The sequence below is a fragment of the Ulvibacter sp. MAR_2010_11 genome (assembly GCF_002813135.1).
In the GTDB taxonomy this organism is placed as follows: domain Bacteria; phylum Bacteroidota; class Bacteroidia; order Flavobacteriales; family Flavobacteriaceae; genus Altibacter.
On sequence record NZ_PHTY01000001.1, the window covers coordinates 1,000,776 to 1,021,379 of the forward strand.

The 20,604-nt window shown below is 39.8% G+C and carries 23 protein-coding genes and 1 tRNA gene; 8 read left to right on the plus strand and 16 right to left on the minus strand.

Annotation, left to right across the window (positions count from 1 at the left end; genetic code table 11):
* Positions 1-58 precede the first annotated feature (58 nt).
* Positions 59-655 carry a hypothetical protein gene (locus ATE92_RS04715; protein ID WP_100802605.1) on the minus strand — a complete coding sequence of 199 codons (597 nt, stop codon included), beginning with the start codon at positions 653-655 and terminating at the stop codon, positions 59-61.
* Positions 656-768: 113 nt separating this feature from the next.
* On the opposite strand from ATE92_RS04715, the gene ATE92_RS04720 reads away from it, so the two are divergent.
* Both ATE92_RS04720 and ATE92_RS04725 read left to right on the plus strand, forming a co-directional pair.
* Complete coding sequence (locus tag ATE92_RS04720) at positions 769-1,713, plus strand: NAD-dependent epimerase/dehydratase family protein (RefSeq protein ID WP_100802606.1); 945 nt, start codon at positions 769-771, stop codon at positions 1,711-1,713.
* A 194-nt stretch (positions 1,714-1,907) separates the two neighbouring features.
* Positions 1,908-2,489: a c-type cytochrome gene (locus ATE92_RS04725; protein WP_100802607.1), complete on the plus strand. Its 582-nt coding sequence runs from the start codon at positions 1,908-1,910 to the stop codon at positions 2,487-2,489.
* 90 nt (positions 2,490-2,579) lie between these two features.
* On the opposite strand, the gene ATE92_RS04730 is transcribed toward ATE92_RS04725, so the two are convergent.
* The 6 genes from ATE92_RS04730 to rseP all read right to left on the minus strand — a co-directional run bounded on the left by ATE92_RS04730 (position 2,580) and on the right by rseP (position 7,861).
* Positions 2,580-3,905 carry a hypothetical protein gene (locus ATE92_RS04730; protein WP_157809560.1) on the minus strand — a complete coding sequence of 442 codons (1,326 nt, stop codon included), beginning with the start codon at positions 3,903-3,905 and terminating at the stop codon, positions 2,580-2,582.
* Between the two features lie 19 nt (positions 3,906-3,924).
* The gene (locus tag ATE92_RS04735) at positions 3,925-4,320 is read right to left on the minus strand and encodes a hypothetical protein (protein WP_100802609.1); all 396 of its coding nucleotides are present in this window, start codon (positions 4,318-4,320) and stop codon (positions 3,925-3,927) included.
* Position 4,321: 1 nt separating this feature from the next.
* The gene (locus ATE92_RS04740; RefSeq protein WP_100802610.1) at positions 4,322-4,930 is read right to left on the minus strand and encodes a hypothetical protein; all 609 of its coding nucleotides are present in this window, start codon (positions 4,928-4,930) and stop codon (positions 4,322-4,324) included.
* Between the two features lie 189 nt (positions 4,931-5,119).
* The gene (locus tag ATE92_RS04745; protein ID WP_100802611.1) at positions 5,120-5,959 is read right to left on the minus strand and encodes a helix-turn-helix transcriptional regulator; all 840 of its coding nucleotides are present in this window, start codon (positions 5,957-5,959) and stop codon (positions 5,120-5,122) included.
* A gap of 415 nt (positions 5,960-6,374) precedes the next feature.
* A tRNA-Asn gene (locus tag ATE92_RS04750) sits at positions 6,375-6,448 on the minus strand.
* 90 nt (positions 6,449-6,538) lie between these two features.
* Positions 6,539-7,861, minus strand: coding sequence for an RIP metalloprotease RseP (gene rseP / locus ATE92_RS04755; RefSeq protein ID WP_100802612.1), 1,323 nt, complete (start codon positions 7,859-7,861; stop codon positions 6,539-6,541).
* A gap of 148 nt (positions 7,862-8,009) precedes the next feature.
* Between rseP and ATE92_RS04760 the strand changes: the two genes are divergently transcribed.
* The 4 genes from ATE92_RS04760 (at position 8,010) to ATE92_RS13990 (ending at position 11,259) form a co-directional block, all read left to right on the plus strand.
* A complete protein-coding gene (locus tag ATE92_RS04760; protein ID WP_100802613.1) occupies positions 8,010-8,675 on the plus strand; it encodes an SCO family protein in 666 nt (221 codons plus the stop codon).
* A gap of 81 nt (positions 8,676-8,756) precedes the next feature.
* Positions 8,757-8,981, plus strand: coding sequence for a ferrous iron transport protein A (locus tag ATE92_RS04765; RefSeq protein ID WP_369819675.1), 225 nt, complete (start codon positions 8,757-8,759; stop codon positions 8,979-8,981).
* A gap of 7 nt (positions 8,982-8,988) precedes the next feature.
* Positions 8,989-11,088 (plus strand): ferrous iron transport protein B, encoded by a 2,100-nt coding sequence (gene feoB, locus ATE92_RS04770; RefSeq protein WP_100802615.1) that lies wholly within the window; start codon positions 8,989-8,991, stop codon positions 11,086-11,088.
* Positions 11,089-11,100: 12 nt separating this feature from the next.
* Positions 11,101-11,259, plus strand: a complete 159-nt coding sequence (locus ATE92_RS13990; RefSeq protein ID WP_157809561.1) for a hypothetical protein — start codon at positions 11,101-11,103, stop codon at positions 11,257-11,259.
* Positions 11,260-11,261: 2 nt separating this feature from the next.
* Here the strand turns inward: ATE92_RS13990 and ATE92_RS04775 are convergent, their stop codons facing one another.
* From ATE92_RS04775 to ATE92_RS04810, 8 genes are all read right to left on the minus strand, one after another.
* On the minus strand, positions 11,262-11,678 hold the full coding sequence (locus ATE92_RS04775) for a hypothetical protein (protein WP_100802616.1): 417 nt from the start codon (positions 11,676-11,678) through the stop codon (positions 11,262-11,264).
* A gap of 52 nt (positions 11,679-11,730) precedes the next feature.
* Positions 11,731-12,891, minus strand: coding sequence for a metal ABC transporter permease (locus tag ATE92_RS04780; RefSeq protein ID WP_100802617.1), 1,161 nt, complete (start codon positions 12,889-12,891; stop codon positions 11,731-11,733).
* Positions 12,884-14,008 carry a metal ABC transporter permease gene (locus ATE92_RS04785; RefSeq protein WP_100802618.1) on the minus strand — a complete coding sequence of 375 codons (1,125 nt, stop codon included), beginning with the start codon at positions 14,006-14,008 and terminating at the stop codon, positions 12,884-12,886. Before ATE92_RS04785 ends, ATE92_RS04780 begins: the two co-directional genes overlap by 8 nt.
* Before the next feature lie 41 nt (positions 14,009-14,049).
* Positions 14,050-14,787, minus strand: a complete 738-nt coding sequence (locus ATE92_RS04790) for a metal ABC transporter ATP-binding protein (RefSeq protein WP_100802619.1) — start codon at positions 14,785-14,787, stop codon at positions 14,050-14,052.
* Complete coding sequence (locus tag ATE92_RS04795) at positions 14,787-15,698, minus strand: metal ABC transporter solute-binding protein, Zn/Mn family (RefSeq protein WP_100802620.1); 912 nt, start codon at positions 15,696-15,698, stop codon at positions 14,787-14,789. The genes ATE92_RS04790 and ATE92_RS04795 overlap by 1 nt, the downstream gene beginning before the upstream one ends.
* A 5-nt stretch (positions 15,699-15,703) precedes the next feature.
* Positions 15,704-16,495, minus strand: coding sequence for a transporter (locus tag ATE92_RS04800; protein WP_100804357.1), 792 nt, complete (start codon positions 16,493-16,495; stop codon positions 15,704-15,706).
* Position 16,496: 1 nt separating this feature from the next.
* Positions 16,497-17,153, minus strand: a complete 657-nt coding sequence (locus ATE92_RS04805; protein ID WP_100802621.1) for a metal-dependent transcriptional regulator — start codon at positions 17,151-17,153, stop codon at positions 16,497-16,499.
* Positions 17,154-17,400: 247 nt separating this feature from the next.
* Positions 17,401-18,138: a TerB family tellurite resistance protein gene (locus ATE92_RS04810; protein ID WP_100802622.1), complete on the minus strand. Its 738-nt coding sequence runs from the start codon at positions 18,136-18,138 to the stop codon at positions 17,401-17,403.
* Positions 18,139-18,276: 138 nt separating this feature from the next.
* On the opposite strand from ATE92_RS04810, the gene ATE92_RS04815 reads away from it, so the two are divergent.
* Both ATE92_RS04815 and ATE92_RS04820 read left to right on the plus strand, forming a co-directional pair.
* Positions 18,277-18,687, plus strand: coding sequence for a BrxA/BrxB family bacilliredoxin (locus ATE92_RS04815; protein WP_100802623.1), 411 nt, complete (start codon positions 18,277-18,279; stop codon positions 18,685-18,687).
* Positions 18,688-18,753: 66 nt separating this feature from the next.
* On the plus strand, positions 18,754-19,497 hold the full coding sequence (locus ATE92_RS04820; protein WP_100802624.1) for a 1-acyl-sn-glycerol-3-phosphate acyltransferase: 744 nt from the start codon (positions 18,754-18,756) through the stop codon (positions 19,495-19,497).
* Here ATE92_RS04820 and ATE92_RS04825 read toward each other — a convergent pair.
* Complete coding sequence (locus tag ATE92_RS04825; RefSeq protein ID WP_100802625.1) at positions 19,494-20,564, minus strand: PA0069 family radical SAM protein; 1,071 nt, start codon at positions 20,562-20,564, stop codon at positions 19,494-19,496. The two genes, ATE92_RS04820 and ATE92_RS04825, sit on opposite strands and share 4 nt — an antisense overlap.
* Positions 20,565-20,604: the final 40 nt, after the last annotated feature.

Sequence of the window (20,604 nt, forward strand, 5' to 3'; positions counted from 1 at the left end):
TTTCAGAGATTGTTATAACGATTTATAAGACTAAAAAGTGTGGGAAAAGTTACATTTTTTAGTTGTTTTTGTCTCGTAGTTCAGCTTTATACACCGAATCGAGAAATTTTTTCTGTTTTTTAAGTTCGTTTTCCTCATTATCCCTTCGCTGGAAATCGATGGCATCTTTTTGAAACTTTTCGTTTAGCTGCACAATAAAATTGGTCATTGCCTTGTCCAATTCGGCAATAGCGTTTTCTAATTGTAACGAATCAATCCTCGATCTATGTACCTCTTGTGAAAGTATGTTTGCCCGTGTGTTCACCACAGTGAGTCGTGAAATAATTGCCTTACTGTTGAGGGTGTCGGGGATTTTTTTTGAAAGCGAATCGGAGTACTGTACCAGTCTGTCTGAAGTGCTTCTCAGTTTCTCCAAATTACTTCCGTGAATTGACCTCACATCGCCTTCAAATTCTTCAAAAACCGACCATTGTGTAATATGTGTCTTTACGGCTTCGGAAAGTTGGGGAATTGTGTACGGCTTCAACCCGAAGATTCCTTTTGTATTTTGCAAAACATCCTGATCCTGTGTATTCTCTTCCGAAGGATTTCCGCAGGAAACAATCGTAAACGCTACTGCCAGGGAAAAAACAAATAGGTACACTGCAAGTTTCATATACTCAATTAGAAGTCACAAATATAGCGGTTCTTTCACCAACCAAAAGATAATTTTTAAAAAGAACGTTAGGATTATCGCTATCTTTATCGGCCAATTCGAAAAAAATTAAAATGAAAAAAAGAATCCTCATTATCGGTGCTTCCGGACAAATTGGAACCGAACTCACTACCTATTTAAGAAAAAAATACGGAAGTCATAAGGTAATCGCCAGCGATATAGTTGAAGGCGATGCTACAATGATGAAGGAAGGTCCCTTTGAGATTTTGGATGCCATGGATTATGATGCAGTGGAAGATGTTGTGATGCGTTATGAAATTACCGATGTTTATTTAATGGCCGCGATGTTATCGGCAACCGCCGAAAAATTCCCTATGAAAGCCTGGAATCTTAATATGAATTCTCTATTCAATGTTTTGAATTTGGCGCGAGACAAAAAAATTGAAAAGATTTTCTGGCCATCAAGTATCGCTGTTTTTGGTCCTACTACTCCAAAAAAGGAAACACCTCAACGCACCACTATGGAACCTTCGACAGTTTATGGTATTAGCAAACAAACGGGAGAGCGATGGTGCGAATATTATCACAATCGCTACGGTGTAGATGTTCGAAGTATACGTTATCCCGGCCTTATTAGTTATACAACCATGCCGGGAGGCGGGACAACAGATTATGCAGTAGATATTTATTACAAAGCTTTAAAGCATAAAAAATATGTGTGTTTTTTAAATGCTGAAACAACTTTACCAATGATGTTCATGCCCGATGCCATTGAAGCTACAGTGCGTATTATGGAAGCCCCGGCCGATTCAGTAAAAATACGGAACGCTTATAATCTGGCAGCTTTTAGCTTTAATCCCGAGGAAATTACTGCAAGTATAAAAAAACATATTCCCGAGTTTAGTATTTCGTACGAACCAGATTTCCGGCAGGCCATTGCCGATTCCTGGCCGCAAACAATTGATGACAGTGAAGCAAGAAAAGATTGGGGTTGGCAACACAACTATTCTTTGGAAGAGATGACCCGGGAAATGCTTGAAAACATCTCCAAAAAATAATTTTTTACGACAACCTTATTATTTCCAGACATTTGATTGTTTTTATAGTGCGTAGTTAAATTTATGATGTTCCGAATGTCACATTTTTTAGGCCTACTCGTCACTAGTTCTACAGATTATTTTATCTATTATATTTTTTTATTCAATAATTTTGTATTTTTAATACTGTACTAACAATCAAACGAATACAACCCATGAAGACAATTAATTTGTTAGCATTTGCTTGTCTACTACTTGCAATTGCTTGTGATGCACCTTCAAAGAAAGAAAAAGAAGATGTAAAACTTTACGAACCCGCTACAACCGTTGCTGATCCCGTTGAACGAGGCAAGCTTTTGGTGAATTCCATAGGTTGCCACGACTGTCATACTCCAAAGAAAATGACGGACCATGGCCCGACGATAGACCCTGATAGACTGCTATCGGGCCATCCTGCCAGTGAAGTCTTGCTTCCATACGACAAAGAAACTGCAAAAAATTATGCGCTATTTTCTATGGGGTTAACCGCTGCTATCGGGCCTTGGGGAACCTCATTTGCGGCCAACCTAACCTCCGATGATACAGGAATTGGCACTTGGACCGAAGAACAGTTCTTAGTAGCTATTAAAGAAGGAAAATTCAAGGGCCAAAAAGACGGCAGAAGTTTGTTGCCTCCAATGCCGTGGGAATTTTATAAAAACTTCCCGGATGAAGATTTGAAGGCCATTTTCGCTTACTTAAAAACAGTAAAACCTGTAGAGAATGTGGTGCCGGCACCGCTGCCTCCAGCAATGTAAATATTCATTATGACTATTTAATTTAAAAGCCATTCACAAAAGTGAATGGCTTTTTGTTGTTTATGAATCTCTTCTTAAGGCAATTATTCATTAATTCACCCGTCTGTATTTTTCCTGCATAAATTCAAAATACATAAAACCAAATCGATCAAACCAATCTTCTACACCATATTGTTCTTCACATAAATTTAATTCCATCATCGAATCACGAAGTTCTTGCATCAAATACGAATAGGTTTTGTCGTACTCCTCCTCCATTTTTTGTACATCTTTCATAATTTTAGCACGTTCCTGCTGCCATACAATTCCTGTTACAGCATGTATTCCCGAAGTATTGTCCCCAAGTGCAATTGCAGCATTTGAATATGTTTTGGCACATTTATAAATCCCCGCCAGCATTTCTAACTTATATCTTGCCTCGTTAAAATCACGCCGTGAGTTTCCAAAGCAACCCGCACAATTACTCGAATCGTAAGTTCCTGTTTCGGTTGAAGATTCGGTACAAAAGGACGGAATTCTTGGGTCGTCCGGCGCAATTCCCGTTGGCACACAATTACGATATGTGGTATAACTTCTGTCGAAGCTGCGGATTTCATTCCATGTAGACCGAATTTCAATTAAACGAGTCACTATATTCTGAGTTGTATTGGATCTGAAATCTCTGCGTGCCTGATTATCATTAGAATCTTGCTGTTGTTGTGATTCCATTATATCCAGTGATCCCTCCGGAATCCCGGTGGTTCCCATTTGAGCCGAAACCGAAATAGAAGTGAAAAGCATTAGGATAAAAAAGTTTGCTGCTTTCTTCTTTCCGAGTAATTTTCCGCCCAAAAAAGCAATCACTAATAAGGCGATTCCTATTATTAGATACAGAATAAGATTACTTCCTCCACCGTCATCACCGGATTCAGAACCGCTAACTTTCATCTGGCTTTTTTCAATAGGCACAAAGGGACTTCCCAAATGTTCTTGTTTTGGCGGACTCGCCAGGACCACAATTACATATTTCGCAGCACCACTTGAAGGTGGGTCTATTTTAATTCCGATAGCACCATGATCCTGTAGTTTAAAATTCACAATTCCGTCTTTCGATGAACCTGTATTTTGTGTAGCTACAACTTCGTCCCAGGTATCAGTAATTAATGAAACCGTTAGCGATTCATCGCTCTCATAATTGGCAACCAAGATATCCACCTTTTGATACATATCATATCCCTTTATGTAATGAAAACTGGCCGAGTCGGCAACCTTACCAACATAGGTAATACTCTTTTCACCCTCATGGCCTTTACGGGTATCCTTCAACAGTTCCAATTTGACGGGTTTGAAATCCTTTTTCAGCGAATAGGGCTGTGCGTGAAGCAATGGCTGTACGAGCAGCATAAGTCCAAAAAGTAAGCAGAGAATTCTATTCATAATGTTCGTCTTTTTTTTACTATTTAGTGATGCGTGTCATGTCTCTGCCACAGCGATCTGAACCCTGGTCTTTGTATACATTTCCATTTATAAAAACATTCACAGTCCTCCAAGTTGGCTCTTTAATATTCACGGCGCGCCACTTTACCAGACCCGAATAGGAACCGGCACTCTCTTTAATAAGTTTGTGTCCAATTTCATTTCTAGTAAACCCAAATCGCTCCAAACCATTTAACTCTGTATAATGACCTAGAATAGAATCTCCTTTTCGAGTAAAAGTCACCACTCGGCCATCGCATCCTTGCCAGGAACCTATGATACTTCGATTCGTATTTACTTGTTGCTTCTGAGTACCACAGAAGACAAGACCCATCGAAATAACAAATGCAGTAAGCAGAACTTTTATCGTTTTCATCTTAGTCTTGGTATTTTGCGATTAGGTAGTTTGCCGTGTGATATCCTCTTTGTTCCAGTATTTCTAATTGAGTTTGCGTGAGATCCGATACCAGCATAGTTCTGTACTGAATCTTAACAACATTGTCGTAATTTGGATTTAAAAGAAGCAAATACCCCTGATTTGGATGCTTAAATATATAGTGGTCCCCTGTATCACTTTTCTTTATAAAGTCCTTTTGATAGGAATTGGAAAGCTTATTCTCTATTTCTTTCTGAACGCTTTTATTGGGTAACGCTGAAACTGTAATAGCGAAATATCCTTCTCCGCCATCCCGATAAGTAATATTGAATCGACAGGGAGACATTTCTTCAATATTGGTTTTGATTTGACCAGACGATAGTGCAAATATCGTGGCGACTTCATCTAAACTCAGTTTACAGTTCGAATCTTTCGCAAATAGTCTTGAATAGTCGCCCTTTTGTTGCAACTCAATTTTATTGACTTCTTTGGTCGAAGATGCTTCCTCTTCAAGCTGAGTTGTGCTTTCTAAGGTTTCTACATCGCTTTTTTGAGCGTTGTTGCAACTCTGGATGGTGATAAGTATAATAATTAAGTATGTGAATTTCATTGCTTTCAATTTGATTACATTACTCGGTTTTAGCAATTTACGTTAGAGGAAATAACTACATCGTGTGCTTGCGAATGAGCTTCACAAATGGAATGTTACTCCTTCTATTGTGAATTTATGAGAAAATACCACGCAAGTGATGTATAAATCCGTCCATAAATGCGAGGACTTAGCATGTTATAGGAAGTATTACTTGTGTTTTAGGATGACCGGTGCTTCGATCATGGTTTCCTTCAGAAAATGAAACCTGTCAATGTGAAATTTGGTAGGGGCCTCTCCGCAGTATTTTTTGAAATCCCGTGAAAAGTGTGAAAAATCGTAATAATTATACAAGGCGCTAATCGTTTTGAAATCCTGTTCGGCTTTGGGATTCATTTCAGAAAACATAAAATTGAATCGGACAATACGAGTGTATAAAGAAGGAGTTAATCCTACCATTTTCTTAAACAGTTTCTGAAAATACCGTTCGCTGATATTCAATTTTTGAATTAGCTGCGTTACCGAAACACATCCTCTTTTCTCATGAATCATACCAATGGCTATATCGACAGCATTTGGAGATTGGACGCTGCTTTGTACCCTTTGGATAAGAATCTTTTCTAAAATAGAAACTCCTTCCTTGGGAGCTTTTATAGTACTCAAAGATTCCTGTAACAAATCCGAAGGAATATCAAGTAAATTTAATGCAGGTTCAGCCTTGTTGACTAATGAAGGCATATTTAATCCGAATAAATGCCATAATCCGGTTGGTTTCAGGGCTGCCCCAACTATTTTAATACTATTTGCATTCGACTTAAAGATATACTTGCATGCTTGTTGACCTGTCACATAAAAATTGGGCAAAGGGATTTTTGCTCCCTCAACGTAGACCGTAAATCCTCCATCAAACAAATACGCCAAAATGCAATAGCCGGTAGGCAGGCATAGTTCATTAAATATGTCGCTATCCCTTTCACCCTCCCACTCGATAGTATATAGAGTCGCCACATAGGGCTCGAGAACCTTATCAGGTAAATAAGTAGTGAACATGCTTAAAGATAAAAAATTAAATTACACAATAGGATGTATTAATGCAATGCAACATGGGAAAAACAACTTCTGATTGAATCTATCCGCTTTGCTAAAAAGTGATTTTGGGTCGTAACGAGAGCCTTGAAAGCGCTTCCGTGATGTTATACTCGCCCAAGTTTTTCTTACGAAAAAAGCCACCTACCTTCGTAGATGGCTTCTCGTCGCTTTCGTATTAAAAGTTCGGGCTTCCCGCAACATGTGCGGGATAAACTTCTCGCCCAAGTTTTTCTTACGAAAAAAGCCACCTACCTTCGTAGATGGCTTCTCGTCGCTTTCGTATTAAAAGTTCTGGCTTCCCGCAACATGTGCGGGATAAACACGCTACAATAAAAACAATAAAGCCTGTATATCAATGACATACAGGCTTCTTTCGCTCCTCTTCTTGGGCTCGAACCAAGGACCCTCTGATTAACAGTCAGATGCTCTAACCAACTGAGCTAAAGAGGAATTTCATATAGAAATATAAAAGGTGTTACCCTTTTAGCGGTTGCAAATATAATTTATTTTCTAAGTGCGACAAAAAAGAATCTGTTTTTTTTACTTTCCGACAATTGCCCTGTAAATATCGTTTCCATTGGCAAACAAAACCAAGGCAATCAATAAAAAGAATCCAACCATTTGTGCATATTCCATAAACTTGTCGTTTGGCTTTCGCCCACTAACCATTTCATACAATAAGAACATTACATGTCCTCCATCCAATGCAGGAATAGGCAGTACATTCATAAACGCCAAAATAATGGAAATTAGTGCCGTAGTATGCCAAAAAGCAAGCCAGCTCCATTCTCCCGGGAATAAATTCCCAATCGCTCCAAAACCACCAACCTGGGTAATCCCTTTTGCAGTAAAGACATACTTAAATTGTTTCACATAATCTTTCAGGATATTATAGCCATAAGCAGCACCTTCGGTGATACTCGCCCCCAATCCGTACGTTAGTTTTGTCGCTCCGGTGGATAAATCATTTCCAAAATTGTTGATTCCAATAACGCCTTCATCATTGGGAGTAACTTTTAAGGTGTCTAAGCTCCCGTTTCGGGAAACAACAATGGAGTTTTCACCTTTTTTATCCAATGAATTCTGAAACTCATGCCAATACGCAACATTATTGCCGTTAACCGCCACAATTTTATCATCCTTTTTAAATCCGGCAGCGGCAGCAGGGTACTCTGTATTTACCGTATCAATCACAGAACTTCGTATCGCCTGAAAAGGCAACATTACACCCTTCTTAAACATCTGCTCTCCAATATCTTCAGGCACCAAAATAGTTTCGGTAGCGCCATTCTGTCTAAGGACGGTAACACTGTTTACATCTCTTAAGAAAAGGTATTTATTAATAGCCCTTACATCTTCAAATTCTTTCCCATTTACCTTCAGTATATTGTCTCCGTCTTCAAAACCAAGCTCTTTAAATTCCTGCGCTACTGCAAATCCTTGTGGTAAATCTGAAACGGTAGTAATATCTCGTCCGTAGAAATATAAAATACTCGCATAAATTACAAATCCCACTATAATATTTACGGTAACTCCTCCCAGCATTATAATCAATCGTTGCCAGGCCGGTTTACTTCTAAATTCCCAGGGTTGAGGCGGTTGAGCCATCTGTTCCTTGTCCATGCTCTCATCGATCATTCCGGAAATCTTCACATAACCTCCCAATGGAAGCCAGCCAATTCCGTAGACGGTATCACCAATTTTCTTTTTGAACAGGGCAAATTTGACATCAAAAAAGAGGAAGAATTTTTCTACCCGAGTTTTAAATATTTTTGCAGGAATAAAATGTCCCAACTCATGCAGAACAATTAATATAGATAAGCTTAAAAGAAGCTGAACTGCTTTTACAGCAAATGGAGTCATAGTCATTAAAATTAGGGCACAAAAGTAATCTATTCTGCCTTGTTAAAAAAATTATTGCAAACTTGTCATTAGTCCGCACAAACTTTAATACGTTACAAACCCGAAAATATTTTTATAGGTGGTAATTTTGCATCAGATATATTAAAATATGCTTCGGTTTTTTTCAAAATACAAGTTGCTGGGAATAGTGCTTTTAGTGCTTTCGGTTATAATAATCAGCATTATTTACAGCATTCTGAATCCTAAAAGAGTACTTCCTGTCTATCAGCCTGCCGATGTCACAGCTCAATTGGTAGACAGTACCCTTCAGCACGTAAAAAAATACCACACAATTGACAACTTCTCACTCACCAATCAAAACGGAAAAGAAATCACACAAAGCGACTACGAAAATAAAATCTATGTGGCCGATTTCTTTTTTACCACCTGCCAGACTATCTGCCCCATTATGACAGATCATATGGTGGAAATTCAGGAAAAACTGAAAAATGACGCCTCCGTATTATTACTATCTCATACCGTAATGCCCGAAACCGATTCGGTGCCTCTACTTAAAAAATATGCTGCCGAAAAAGGGGTGGACGACCAAAAGTGGAATTTGGTGACGGGCGATAAAAAACAAATCTATGACCTTGCACGAAAATCCTACCTGGCCGCAAAAGACAATCCGTATTCCCCATATGACCTTATCCATACCGAAAATTTTGTGTTGGTAGACACCAAAAAACGTGTACGGGGATATTACGACGGCACCGATCCTAAGGCCATCGAACAACTTTTAGAAGACATTCAAATCTTAAAAAAAGAGCAATAGTCTTTTTTAAACTGAAATGTTTTTACACCTCCCTTTTTTCGATTACTTTTGCCTTGTTTAAAATCAATCTAAATAAACATAATGCTCACGATTGCTTCATTAAAAAAAGGTCAGCTTGCCATAATCAAGGAATTTTCGGTAGAAGTTGTGCCGTTAAAATTATTGGAAATGGGGTGTCTCCCCGGCAACGAAGTGTCTCTGGTTCAAACAGCTCCATTTAAAGATCCCTTATATCTAAATATTAACGGAAGTCATCTTGCCATTAGAAGAGAAACTGCTGCTCAAATTGAAATAGAATTGATATAGACTGGTAATGGCAAAACAAATTAACGTTGCACTTATTGGAAACCCTAATACCGGTAAAACTTCGGTGTTTAACAGGCTCACAGGTTTAAATCAAAAGGTAGGAAACTACCCCGGGATTACCGTCGAGAAAAAGCAGGGGGTATGTAAATTGCCCCGCGGTGTAAAAGCACATATTCTCGATTTGCCGGGAACCTATAGTCTGAATGCTTCTTCTCTCGACGAAAACGTTGTAATCGAATTGCTTCTCAATAAAAACGACAAAGATTTTCCAGACGTAGCCGTCGTTGTTTCTGAAATTGAAAATCTGAAGCGAAATTTATTGCTCTTTACCCAAATTAAAGACCTTGGAATTCCAACCATCCTCGCCATTAATATGGCCGACAGAATGAAGCGGAAGGCGATTTCTCTGGATGTTGAAGAGCTTGAACAGCGGTTGGAAACCAAAATTTGCATGATTAGTTCGCGCAAAAATGAAGGATTCGAGCCTTTAAAAGAATACATTTCAAATTACGGCCAGCTTTCCACAAAACCTTGTGTAAATGCTTCGTCTATTGCGCCCGAATATTTTGACCGACTTCGGAAAGCCTTTCCTACTCAAGATTTGTACAAACTCTGGTTGGTGATCACCCAGGATGTGAATTTCGGAAAACTAGATCGAAAAGAAATGAAAGGCATGGCTACCTTTCAAACCGAATCGGTAAGTAATTTAAAACGTCTTCAGCAAAAGGAAACCATTGCCCGCTATCAGTTTATCAACGATGCATTAAAAAATACGCTCACCATCGATACCGCTAATGCCAAGGATTTACGAAGCAGATTGGATCGAGTGTTGACGCATAAAGTTTGGGGATATGTTATTTTCTTCGGAATCCTCCTGCTAATTTTTCAAGCAATTTTCGATTGGAGCAGCTACCCAATGGAATTTATCGACAGTTCCTTTGCCGCTTTGAGTGAATGGATAAAAAACACCTTGCCTCCGGGAGATTTTACCAGTCTTATTGCCGAAGGGATCATCCCCGGATTAGGCGGAATTGTGATTTTTATTCCACAAATCGCCTTTCTCTTCCTATTTATTTCCATTCTTGAAGAAACCGGCTATATGAGTCGGGTAGTATTTTTAATGGATCGCATTATGCGTCGTTTCGGTTTAAGCGGAAAAAGTGTTGTCCCCTTGGTTTCGGGAACAGCCTGCGCCATACCGGCGATTATGGCAACACGAAATATTGAAAACTGGAAAGAACGCCTTATTACCATATTGGTAACACCCTTTACTACTTGTTCGGCAAGGCTTCCGGTGTATTTAATTATTATCGCGCTGGTAATTCCCGAACAACGTATTTTGGGTATTTTCAGTTTACAAGGTATTACCTTGATGTTATTGTATATGTTGGGATTCGCTACCGCAATCTTTTCGGCATATATTTTAGATAAAATTCTCAAAATTAGATCCAAAACCTTTTTTGTGGTTGAAATGCCTAACTACAAACTTCCCATGTTTAAAAATGTGGTAATTACCGTAGTTGAAAAGACAAAATCATTTGTCTTGGGTGCCGGTAAAATTATCCTGGCGATTTCAGTAATTCTTTGGGTACTTGCTTCCTACGGCCCGGGAGATTTCAATAATGCCGAAGCCATAGTGACACAGGAAAATTCAGCAGCATCACTTTCAGAACCTGAACTTGAAACCAAAATAGCAGCTTTCAAGTTGGAGAATTCCTATATAGGAATCCTTGGAAAAGGAATCGAACCCGCTGTACGACCCCTGGGGTACGACTGGAAAATTGGTATTGCCATTGTGAGCTCTTTTGCAGCAAGAGAAGTATTTGTGGGTACTTTAGCGACTATATACAGCGTGGGAAGTGAAGAAGAAGAAACCATTAAAAACCGTATGGCCGCCGAAGTAAATCCGGTATTAGGCACGCCCTTGTTTAATTTTGCTAGTGGGGTTTCCTTACTTTTATTCTATGCCTTTGCCATGCAGTGTATGAGTACACTGGCAATCGTAAAAAAAGAAACAAACAGTTGGAAATGGCCAATGTGGCAACTATTTGCCATGAGCGCTATCGCTTATATCGTTGCCTTGGCAGCGTATCAAATTTTAAAATAATATCTTTGTAATATGCAAACTATATTAGTCCTTATTACCTTCTGTCTTGCCACAGGTTATCTGCTAAGAAAATTTGTGTGGAATCCTATTTTTGAAGGCAGACAAAAAACGTCTAAAACCTTAGACGGAGGTAAAACTAAATGCGGCAAGAAAGATTGCGGCTGTCACTAAATTTATCCCTTGTTTTCTGAAATAAGCAAAGCATAATCCTTTATTTCGTTTGTGCTTTCCTTCGGGTAAGGAGTTACCATGGTGGCCTCCAAACTATATCCCGAAACAGAATATAAGATGTTATCTATTGATTCTCCCGGTTTTGTCTGACCAAAAATTAGTTTCTTAATTTCGGTAGGTTTCCCTTTCGCTTTTACTTCAACATTCACAACAACACGTCCCGCCCAGACACAAGTTACGTATTCGGGACATCGGGAATCTTCCACTACATCGAGAAACTTGATAATAACAGGTCCAATTTGAGCCGATTCTCCCAAAGCAACCTTGATAACAATTTTAGGAATCTCCACCGGATTCTGACTTTGACTATAAACGATGGCTGAAAACAATACAACAACCAATAAAAGTGATTTTTTCATTCCAAAACGATTTTATTTTTAAAGATAAAGGAAAATATTGTGCCAAAAAACGCTAACCTCTAAATAAAAAGAAATCATCCTTCATATGCTCAATCCTGTCATCTTTGTTAGTCATAATGTATTCCAGAGCACGCTGAGTAAAATCTTTCCCTTTTTCGGTTAACGAGACCACCCCTTTTTGGATCGATATCATATTGTTCTTCTGGGCCAAATCAAGTACCGTTTTAGCCCGTACCTTCTGCCAATTTATATGCTCGTTTAGGTGATTGATATGGCGTTCATTTTCTTCGGAATGGTTGTTCAAATGCAATAAAAAGGTAATTAAAGAAACCTCTGTACGTTGTTGCTTCTGTCTGTACAAAACCGAAAGCAATCCTTTTCGAGGTGCGAATAAATACACAAACAGGAACAAAACTCCTAGCACTGTGGTTATGGATCCCGAAATTGAAGCATCCAAGCCGTGTGCAAGCCAGTAGCCACCAAGTGCCGAAACAATTCCAAAGACAATGGACAAAGCTATCATTTTCTTTAAATCGCTCGTGAGCAAATAGGCGGTCGCCGCCGGAGCAATCATTAATGCAACCACTAAAATGGCACCTACTGCATCGAAAGCCCCCACCACCGTTACCGAAGAAACCGACATGAGTCCGTAATGCATAATTATTGGAGAAATCCCTAAAGCCGAAGAAAGTCCGGCGTCGAAAGTACTCACTTTCAGTTCTTTGAAAAAGAGTATCAATAATGCGATGGTTATCAATAAAATGGTTCCCATGAGCCACAACGATTTCGGTCCCAAATCCATGCCCGATATCAGAAGCCTGTCAAAAGGAGCAAAGGCCAATTCGCCTAAAAGAACGGCATCGACATCCAAATGCACATCGTTTGCATTCTTGGCAATAAGTATCACTCCAATACTAAATAAGGCCGGGAATACCAGCCCAATGGCAGTGTCTTCTTTTACCAGACCTGTTTTCTGAATGGCTTCCACCAAGACTACCGTAATGACACCCGTTAACGCTGCCAATAAAATAAGCAGAGGAGAATTTAAATCCTGAGTGATAAAAAACCCGATTACAATTCCGGGTAATATGGAATGACTTATCGCATCGCTTATTAAGGCCATTTTCCGCAACACCAAAAACACCCCGGGAATGGCGCAGGCAATCGCCACCACTACAGCGATTAATTGTATTTCTATTTGCGGACTAGTCATCTTTAAGTTGTTGGCTATATAAATTTTTTGCAGCTTCAAAGCCGTTTTCGGTCATGGCCCACTGCTGTCCCTCAAGCGTAATCCATTCCTTATCTTCCATTTGTTTGAGTGATTTTCTCGTAAATCCCTGGAAGTTATTTAGAATACGAATGGCATGCGGATGCGAAATATTTTCGTGATCTCTTGCTATCCCGTACATAACTTGCAGGGTTTTCTTTAGTTTTAAGTCTCTCCGGTTATTTCTGAAACGTATTTCACGAAACAACAAACCTCTTCCGGGAGAAAACACAAATGAAACCAAAACAAAAACCGCTGCTACCAAAACAATTACCGGACCTGTAGATAAATTATTCTGACTCGCACTAATGGCTGTACCAAAAACGCCCGAAAATGCTCCAAAAATTGCTGCCAAAACAATCATAACCCCTAAGCTGTTGGTCCATTGACGTGCCGCGGCTGCCGGTGCCAGCAACATAGCGCTCATAAGGACAACTCCTACGGTTTGCAGTCCCAACACAATGGCCAGAACAATAAAAAATGTAATAAGCACATCAATAAATTTTGTATTGAAACCCAGCGTTTTGGTGTAATCTGCGTCGAAAAGCAGAATTTTAAATTCTTTCCAGAAAAGCAATAAAATTACCAGGCTTATTCCCGTAACGATTAGCATTAAGCGCACATCGTCCTCTACCAGTGTTGCTGCCTGTCCGAATAAATATTTATCCAATCCGGCTTGATTGGCATTGGGTTGTTTCTGAATAAAAGTTAACAAAAGCATTCCGAAACCAAAAAAAAGCGACAGCACCAATCCCAAAGCAGTATCGCTTTTAAGATGTGTTTTCGATGTCATTCCTCGAATCCAAAATGTCCCGATTAATCCGCTAATCAAAGCGCCTAACAAAAGGATATTGGTGTCTTTGGCTCCTGTAATTAAAAAGGCAAGCGCAATCCCCGGTAAGGCTGCATGAGAAATAGCATCTCCTAACAAACTTTGTTTTCTCAAGACCGCAAAACTTCCCAACATTCCGCAAATAGCTCCCAATACCGCCGTCCCCATTGTTATGGTTCGGAGGGTGTAATCACTCCAGAGCAATTCGAAATATTCAGAAAGGGTCATGCGTCTAGGCTCTTTTATCTATTTTCTTTTCTCTTAAAAATCTATTTATTGATAGCTACTTTATAATTGATGCCATACGTTTTTGTAAGGTTATCGTCATTAAAAATTTCTTTTACGGGCCCGGTTGCGATCTTTTTCACATTTAAAAATGTGACCCAATCGAAATATTCGGGCACGGTTTGTAAGTCGTGATGTACCACAATTAAGGTTTTCCCGTCCTTTCGTAGTTCTTTTAAAATATTGATTATCGCTATCTCGGTGGTGGCATCAACACCTTGAAAGGGTTCATCCATAAAATAGATGGCCGCATTCTGCACCAAGGCTCGAGCCAGAAAGACCCGTTGTTGCTGACCGCCGCTCAACTGACTAATTTGTCGGTTTTTAAAGGACAGCATTCCCACTTTTTCCAAAGCTTCCAGAGCGGCTTTTTTCTCCTTCTGTCCGGGGCGTTTTATCCATCCTAAGCTTCCGTAGGTACCCATCATTACTACATCGATGGCCGTGGTTGGAAAATCCCAGTCTACACTTCCCTTTTGGGGAACATAAGCGACTAACTTTCGCTGTTTTTCGTAAGGTTTATCGTAAATAGAAATACTTCCCGCAATGGGTTTTATAATTCCTAGAATAGCCTTTATCAAAGTGGATTTTCCGGCTCCATTGGGACCCACAATTGCCATAAGTACGCCTTCAGGGACAGCTAAATCTATATCCCACAAAACCGGTTTGTAGTTATAGGCTACCGTAAGATCATCTACTTGAACAGCGTATTTGGTTTCCATTATTTTAAGGAATTAACTATTGTGGTTACATTGTATCGAAACATCCCTATATAGGTTCCTTCTTCAGTTCCCGTGTTTCCTAAGGCATCACTGTAAAGAGATCCGCCAATTGAGACTTCGGCGCCTTTTGAAAGTACGGATTCCTGAAGTGCTTCGATGGTTCTTCGTGGCACCGAACTTTCCACAAAGATGGCTTTTACTTGCTTTTCAATTATAAAATCTGATAGGCGCTGTACATCCTGCACTCCTGCTTCGGTGGCAGTAGAAATTCCCTGCAGTCCCACAACCTCAAAATCGTATGCCTTTCCAAAATAATTAAAGGCGTCATGTGCCGTTACAAGTATTCTTTTTTCCTTCGGAAGTGTTGCAATGATTGCTTTTACTTCGGCTTCAAGTGTTTTTAACTTTTCAATATACACCAGCTTGTTTTGCTGAAAAGCTTCTGCGTTTTCAGGATTGGCTTTTGCCAGTTCATCAGTTACTTTTTCGGCAAACTGTATAAAATACTGAATATCGAACCATACATGCGGATCGTAATTGGACGCAAAATATTCGGAGCCAATTAACGTATTCTTGTCTAATACTTCAGCAAGTGCAATTTGCTTTTTATTGGTGCTTTCCATTTTTTCAAATACATCTACCAACTTCCCTTCCAGATGCAGCCCGTTGTAAAAAATAATATCGGCGGTGAAAAGTTTCGACACATCGCCTTCACTTGCCTTATACAAATGAGGATCCACCCCGGCGCCCATGAGTCCGTTGACTTCGATAAAATCTCCACCAATGTTTTTAACCAAATCGGTTATCATGGTAGTAGTGGTAACAATTTTTAATTTTCCATTATCTTCAGCAGGGCTTTTGCACCCTGTGAACATTGAAATTATGGCAATAAGTAGTAGTATCTTTTTCATCGTAATTAATTAGGTAATCGCAGGCTTAGTCCTGCGCTCACTAGTATATCTTGTCCTTCGGTGAAGCTTCGACCGAATGTTGCATCCAGTTGTATGTTTTTTTGAAGGGCATACGTCAACCCGGTATCCCAATAATGATTTGCCTTACTATCTTCAGGAAAATCTCCATAGACTTCGGCGTAGATGCCTATTTTTTCTGAAATACTGAAACCATATACCAGGGTGTAGACATAGGCGACTTCCGAAGAATCGTCTCCCCACTGGGCTCCCAAATTATAGGCAATACCCGATTTTTCATTTATGGTATGTGCAAACGAAAAACGGAAATCGACTCCCGTTGTTTCGGGCCTATAGTCTGTTGCGGCCAAAAACGGAAGCATTAGATGTCCTAACAATCCAATATCGGGCAATAATCCTTTCTCTTCAGTAATTTCAACTTTCATCCCCAGAAGCAAGGGTGAAAATCCACTAGAAACATCCGAAATTCGGGTTCCATCCAGCGAAGTTCTGCCTTCTTCAAAATTCCAGCCCACTCGCAATTCGAAGTTATTCAGCAAGCCGTATCGCACCAATGTGGTATTGTATCCCAAGATCTCATCTTGGATACCCTCATTTTTATAAGATTCATAAAAAGCGCCGGTTTCCAGTTGAATTGATCCTTTCGGAACTGTATTTGGAGATTCGGTGGCATCGGGCCTGTCGGTAATTAAGTCGGCAGTTTCTTCTTTTTCCTGTGCTTGAATTCCAAAGGCAGCGCCAATAAACGAAACGAGGAAAAAATGTTTAAGATAATTCATACTAATTGGTTTGTACATAGAGGTTTTCGGCTATTTTTTGGGAAATAAAGAATTGGTCACTCCCTACCTGGATAATCATGGAACCGTCAAAAAACTCCTTTCCAAGCACCTTTACTTTTGTGCCGATGCTAATTTTTCTTTTGTCCAGATATTGCAAAAATTCGGGGCTGGTCTCTTTAACGCCTACACATACTCCCCGCTGATTTTTATTGCACTCTGAAAGCAGTTTCTTTTCGGTGCGTTTTACATTTCCGTGTTTATCGGGGATAGGGTCGCCATGCGGATCGAAATCGGGGTTTCCTAAAAATTTATCCAATCGGGTCACAAGTTCATCGGACTGGATATGTTCTAATTGTTCGGCAATTTCATGCACCTCATCCCAATGGAAATTGAGTTTTTCAACCAAAAACACTTCCCAAAGGCGGTGTTTTCTAATCACACTCGCTGCGATCTTTCTTCCGTTGGGAGTTAATAAAGTTCCTTTGTACTTTTTATAGGAAAGCACTTCTTTTTCGGCCAGTTTCTGTACCATATCCGTTACAGATGAGGGTTTGGTGTCCATGCGCTCGGCGATAGCATTGGTACTCACCTCCCCTTGCATTTGTTGCTCCAAATGATAGATGGCTTTTAAATAATTCTCTTCTGCTAATGAAAACATAGGGCAAAGGTAAAGATATTTTTCTATTTATATGCATTTTATTTTTAGCCTTGTCTAAATATGAATAGAAAGCATTGCAGAAAACCTATTCTCTAAGTACAACTTGTGGGCGCCGTATCAAGCCAACCTTCGGCAGGTAAATGCGGCGTGCAAAATAAGATGGTGTTGTTATTCTGAAGAATTTTTATCATTCTACTATTCCTTTGTCATTCTGACGCAAGTCAGAATCTTTTAATCACAGAATGTATCAAAAACCTCTCTCTTTCTGAAGTTGTTCGTAGGCTTCCCTAACTTTTCTGAATTTTTCTTCAGCCCCTTTTTGATAGGCGGCATCCATGTGTTGCAGTTTGTCCGGATGGTATTTTTTCGCCATGTTTCTATAGGCCGCCTTCACTTCCAAATCGGTGGCGGTGCGCTCAATTTCAAGAATCTTATAGGCGCTATCCGGATTTTTGAAGAACATGGCCTTGATACTTTCAAAGTCCCGAAACTGGACTCCCAGATATCCTGAAATTTTATGTATTTCGGCTACTTCAGGATTGGATACATGTCCGTCGGCATTCGCAATACTGAATAAAAAGTGAAGAATCTGGAGTCGGGATTCATACCTAGTTCTTGAACGTAGCAACTGACAAATATGCACTGCCGAAACCTGGCGTTTCTTTATTACCTCATTGAAAACGCGAAAGGTTGCGTTGGCACGTTCAGCTCCGTAGGCCTGAACGAAATATTGACGTACGTAATCCAGTTCACTCTTATTTACGGTTCCGTCGGCTTTAATAACCAGGGAGGCGAGGGAGAGCAGATTTAATTCAAAATCGGCAGGAGTGACTCTATCCCCTTGTTGCGGTTGAAAAACCTGTTGAAATGAAGACCCTTTTTTACCGATAAGGTTGTCGAGTAAACTTCCAATTAAAAATCCTAAGATAGCACCGGGGAATCTAAAAAATGTATAGCCTAAAATAGCGGCAAACCAACGAATCATGCAAATGTAATTTCTGTGACTAAAAAGCGACCAAAGATAACTAATTACAGTAAGAGTTTTGGAACTCTTTAACGCTTTGATAACCTTAAAATTGGTTACCTTTGCATCAAATTTGTTACACATTTAATCACATTTATTATGTATCCAGCAGAATTAGTACAACCTATGCGCGAAGACCTAACCAAGGTAGGTTTTACCGAATTATATACCGCAGACGAAGTGAACAATGCCATTGCCAAAGAAGGAACTACCCTTGTGGTAGTGAATTCGGTTTGTGGCTGTGCAGCGGCAAACGCACGTCCCGGAGCCACCATGTCCTTACAAAACACAAAAAAACCCGATAATATAGTTACTGTATTTGCCGGTGTAGACCGCGAAGCAGTAGATGCTGCAAGGGCGCATATGATTCCTTTTCCCCCAAGCTCGCCTTCTATGGCCCTATTTAAAAACGGAGAATTGGTTCATATGCTGGAGCGTCATCATATTGAAGGACGACCCGCTACAATGATTGCCGAAAATTTAATGGGCGCTTATAACGAACATTGCTAAAAAAGCTATCAAACTTTTCAAAAACCGCCGGGTAATCCCAGGCGGTTTTTTTATACTTTTGAAGTAATGAAACAACTTTACAAAATTGTAAGTTATCCGTTTTCGGCGCTGTTTTTTATCCTTTTTGGGTTAAATCTGCTGTTTTTTCACCCAATTCAGTGGATTTGTCTCAATATTTTCGGATATCAGGCACATAAAAAAAGTGTCGATTATTTTAATTGGGTAATCATTCGATTGTTACATATAGTGGGTACAACGTATTCGGTAAAAATTTTAGAAAGTATACCCAGAAACATTCCAATTATTATTGCCTCTAACCATCAAAGTATGTGGGATATTTCTCCCCTTATCTGGTTTCTTCGGAAATGTCATCCTAAATTTATTTCGAAAATTGAATTGGGAAAAGGAATTCCTTCGGTTTCATTCAATCTGAAATACGGCGGAAGCGTCCTAATTGATCGGAAAAATCCGCAGCAAGCTACCGAACAAATCGCGAAAATTGCCAAGTACATCTCTCGACACAACCGCAGTGTTGTTATTTTTCCTGAAGGTACCCGAAGTAGGAACGGAGTTCCAAAAACGTTTCACCGTAAGGGTCTCACTATATTATTTAAAAATGCACCCGAAGCCTATGTCCTTCCGGTTACGGTCAATAATTCATGGAAATTACAGCAAAATGGATTGTTTCCCATTCCTCTTGGAGTTCGATTGCATTTTTTGGTGCATCCTGCTATAAAAGTTTCCGAATACACTTCAGAAGCACTTATCGACAAGGTCGAAAAACAGATAAAAGACGCTGTTATTAATTAAAACAAGCTTGTTTGCGGATTCTTAAGCTGCAAATAATGGGAACCGTCTAATGGAGGAATTTTTCGGTCTTTCAAGTATTTCTTTCGCGCCAATTTTATGGTATCATTTATTTGTGTAGCAATGGTTCCTTCACCTCTCATCCTCATTCCGAAGCGGCTATCGTTTAGTTTTCCGCCGTGGCATTCGGCAATTTGATGGAGAATCCGTTCTGCACGATCGGGAATGGTTTTATGTGCCCAATCGGTAAAGAGCTCGGCAATTTGCCCATTCAGTCTAACAATGGTGTGCCCTACATCCAGCGCTCCCAATTCGGCTACTTTCTTAACCAATGGCAGGATTTCATGGCTGTTTAAGGACGGTATAATGGGCGCCATCATAACCCGAACAGGAATATTATTTTCTGAAAGCACTTCCACGGTTTTTAGACGTTGTTTGATACTTGCCGTTCGAGGTTCCAGCAGGCGTCTGGTTTCTTCGGAAAGTGAGGTAACGGAAATATTTACCACGATACAATTCAATTTTGCCAATTCCTTTAAAATATCCAGATCACGAAGCAGCAATGAGTTTTTGGTAATTATCCCGGTAGGATGCTTCCACCTCAGCATTACTTCCAAACATTTTCGCGTGATCTCCAGCTTTCTTTCGATAGGTTGGTAGCAGTCTGTGTTCCCCGAAAAAACAATAGGATGTGGTTGCCAGGATTTGCTCTTCAGCTTTTCTTCCAACAACTGCGGGGCATTCGTTTTTATCAGGATATTACGCTCAAAATCCAAACCTGCGCCGTATCCCCAGTATTCATGGCTGTTACGTGCGTAGCAATACACACAACCGTGCTCACAACCCTGATACGGATTTGCAGAAAATCCCATCCCAACATCGGGGCTGTCTACCTTGTTTACAAATGTTTTTGGAAAGACGTCGATGTAATTTGTCTTGTTACTTTCTGCTTCTTCCCCTTCGGCATCGCAAAAATTAAGGAAATCGTCCCGAATTTCATGGCGCAGTTCGAAGAAGCGATTGGCCACATTTTTCTGAGCACCACGCCCTTTTAAAAATTGTTCGGACATAAAAATAACTTTGAAGATGTTCCTCAAAGTTATTTAAATA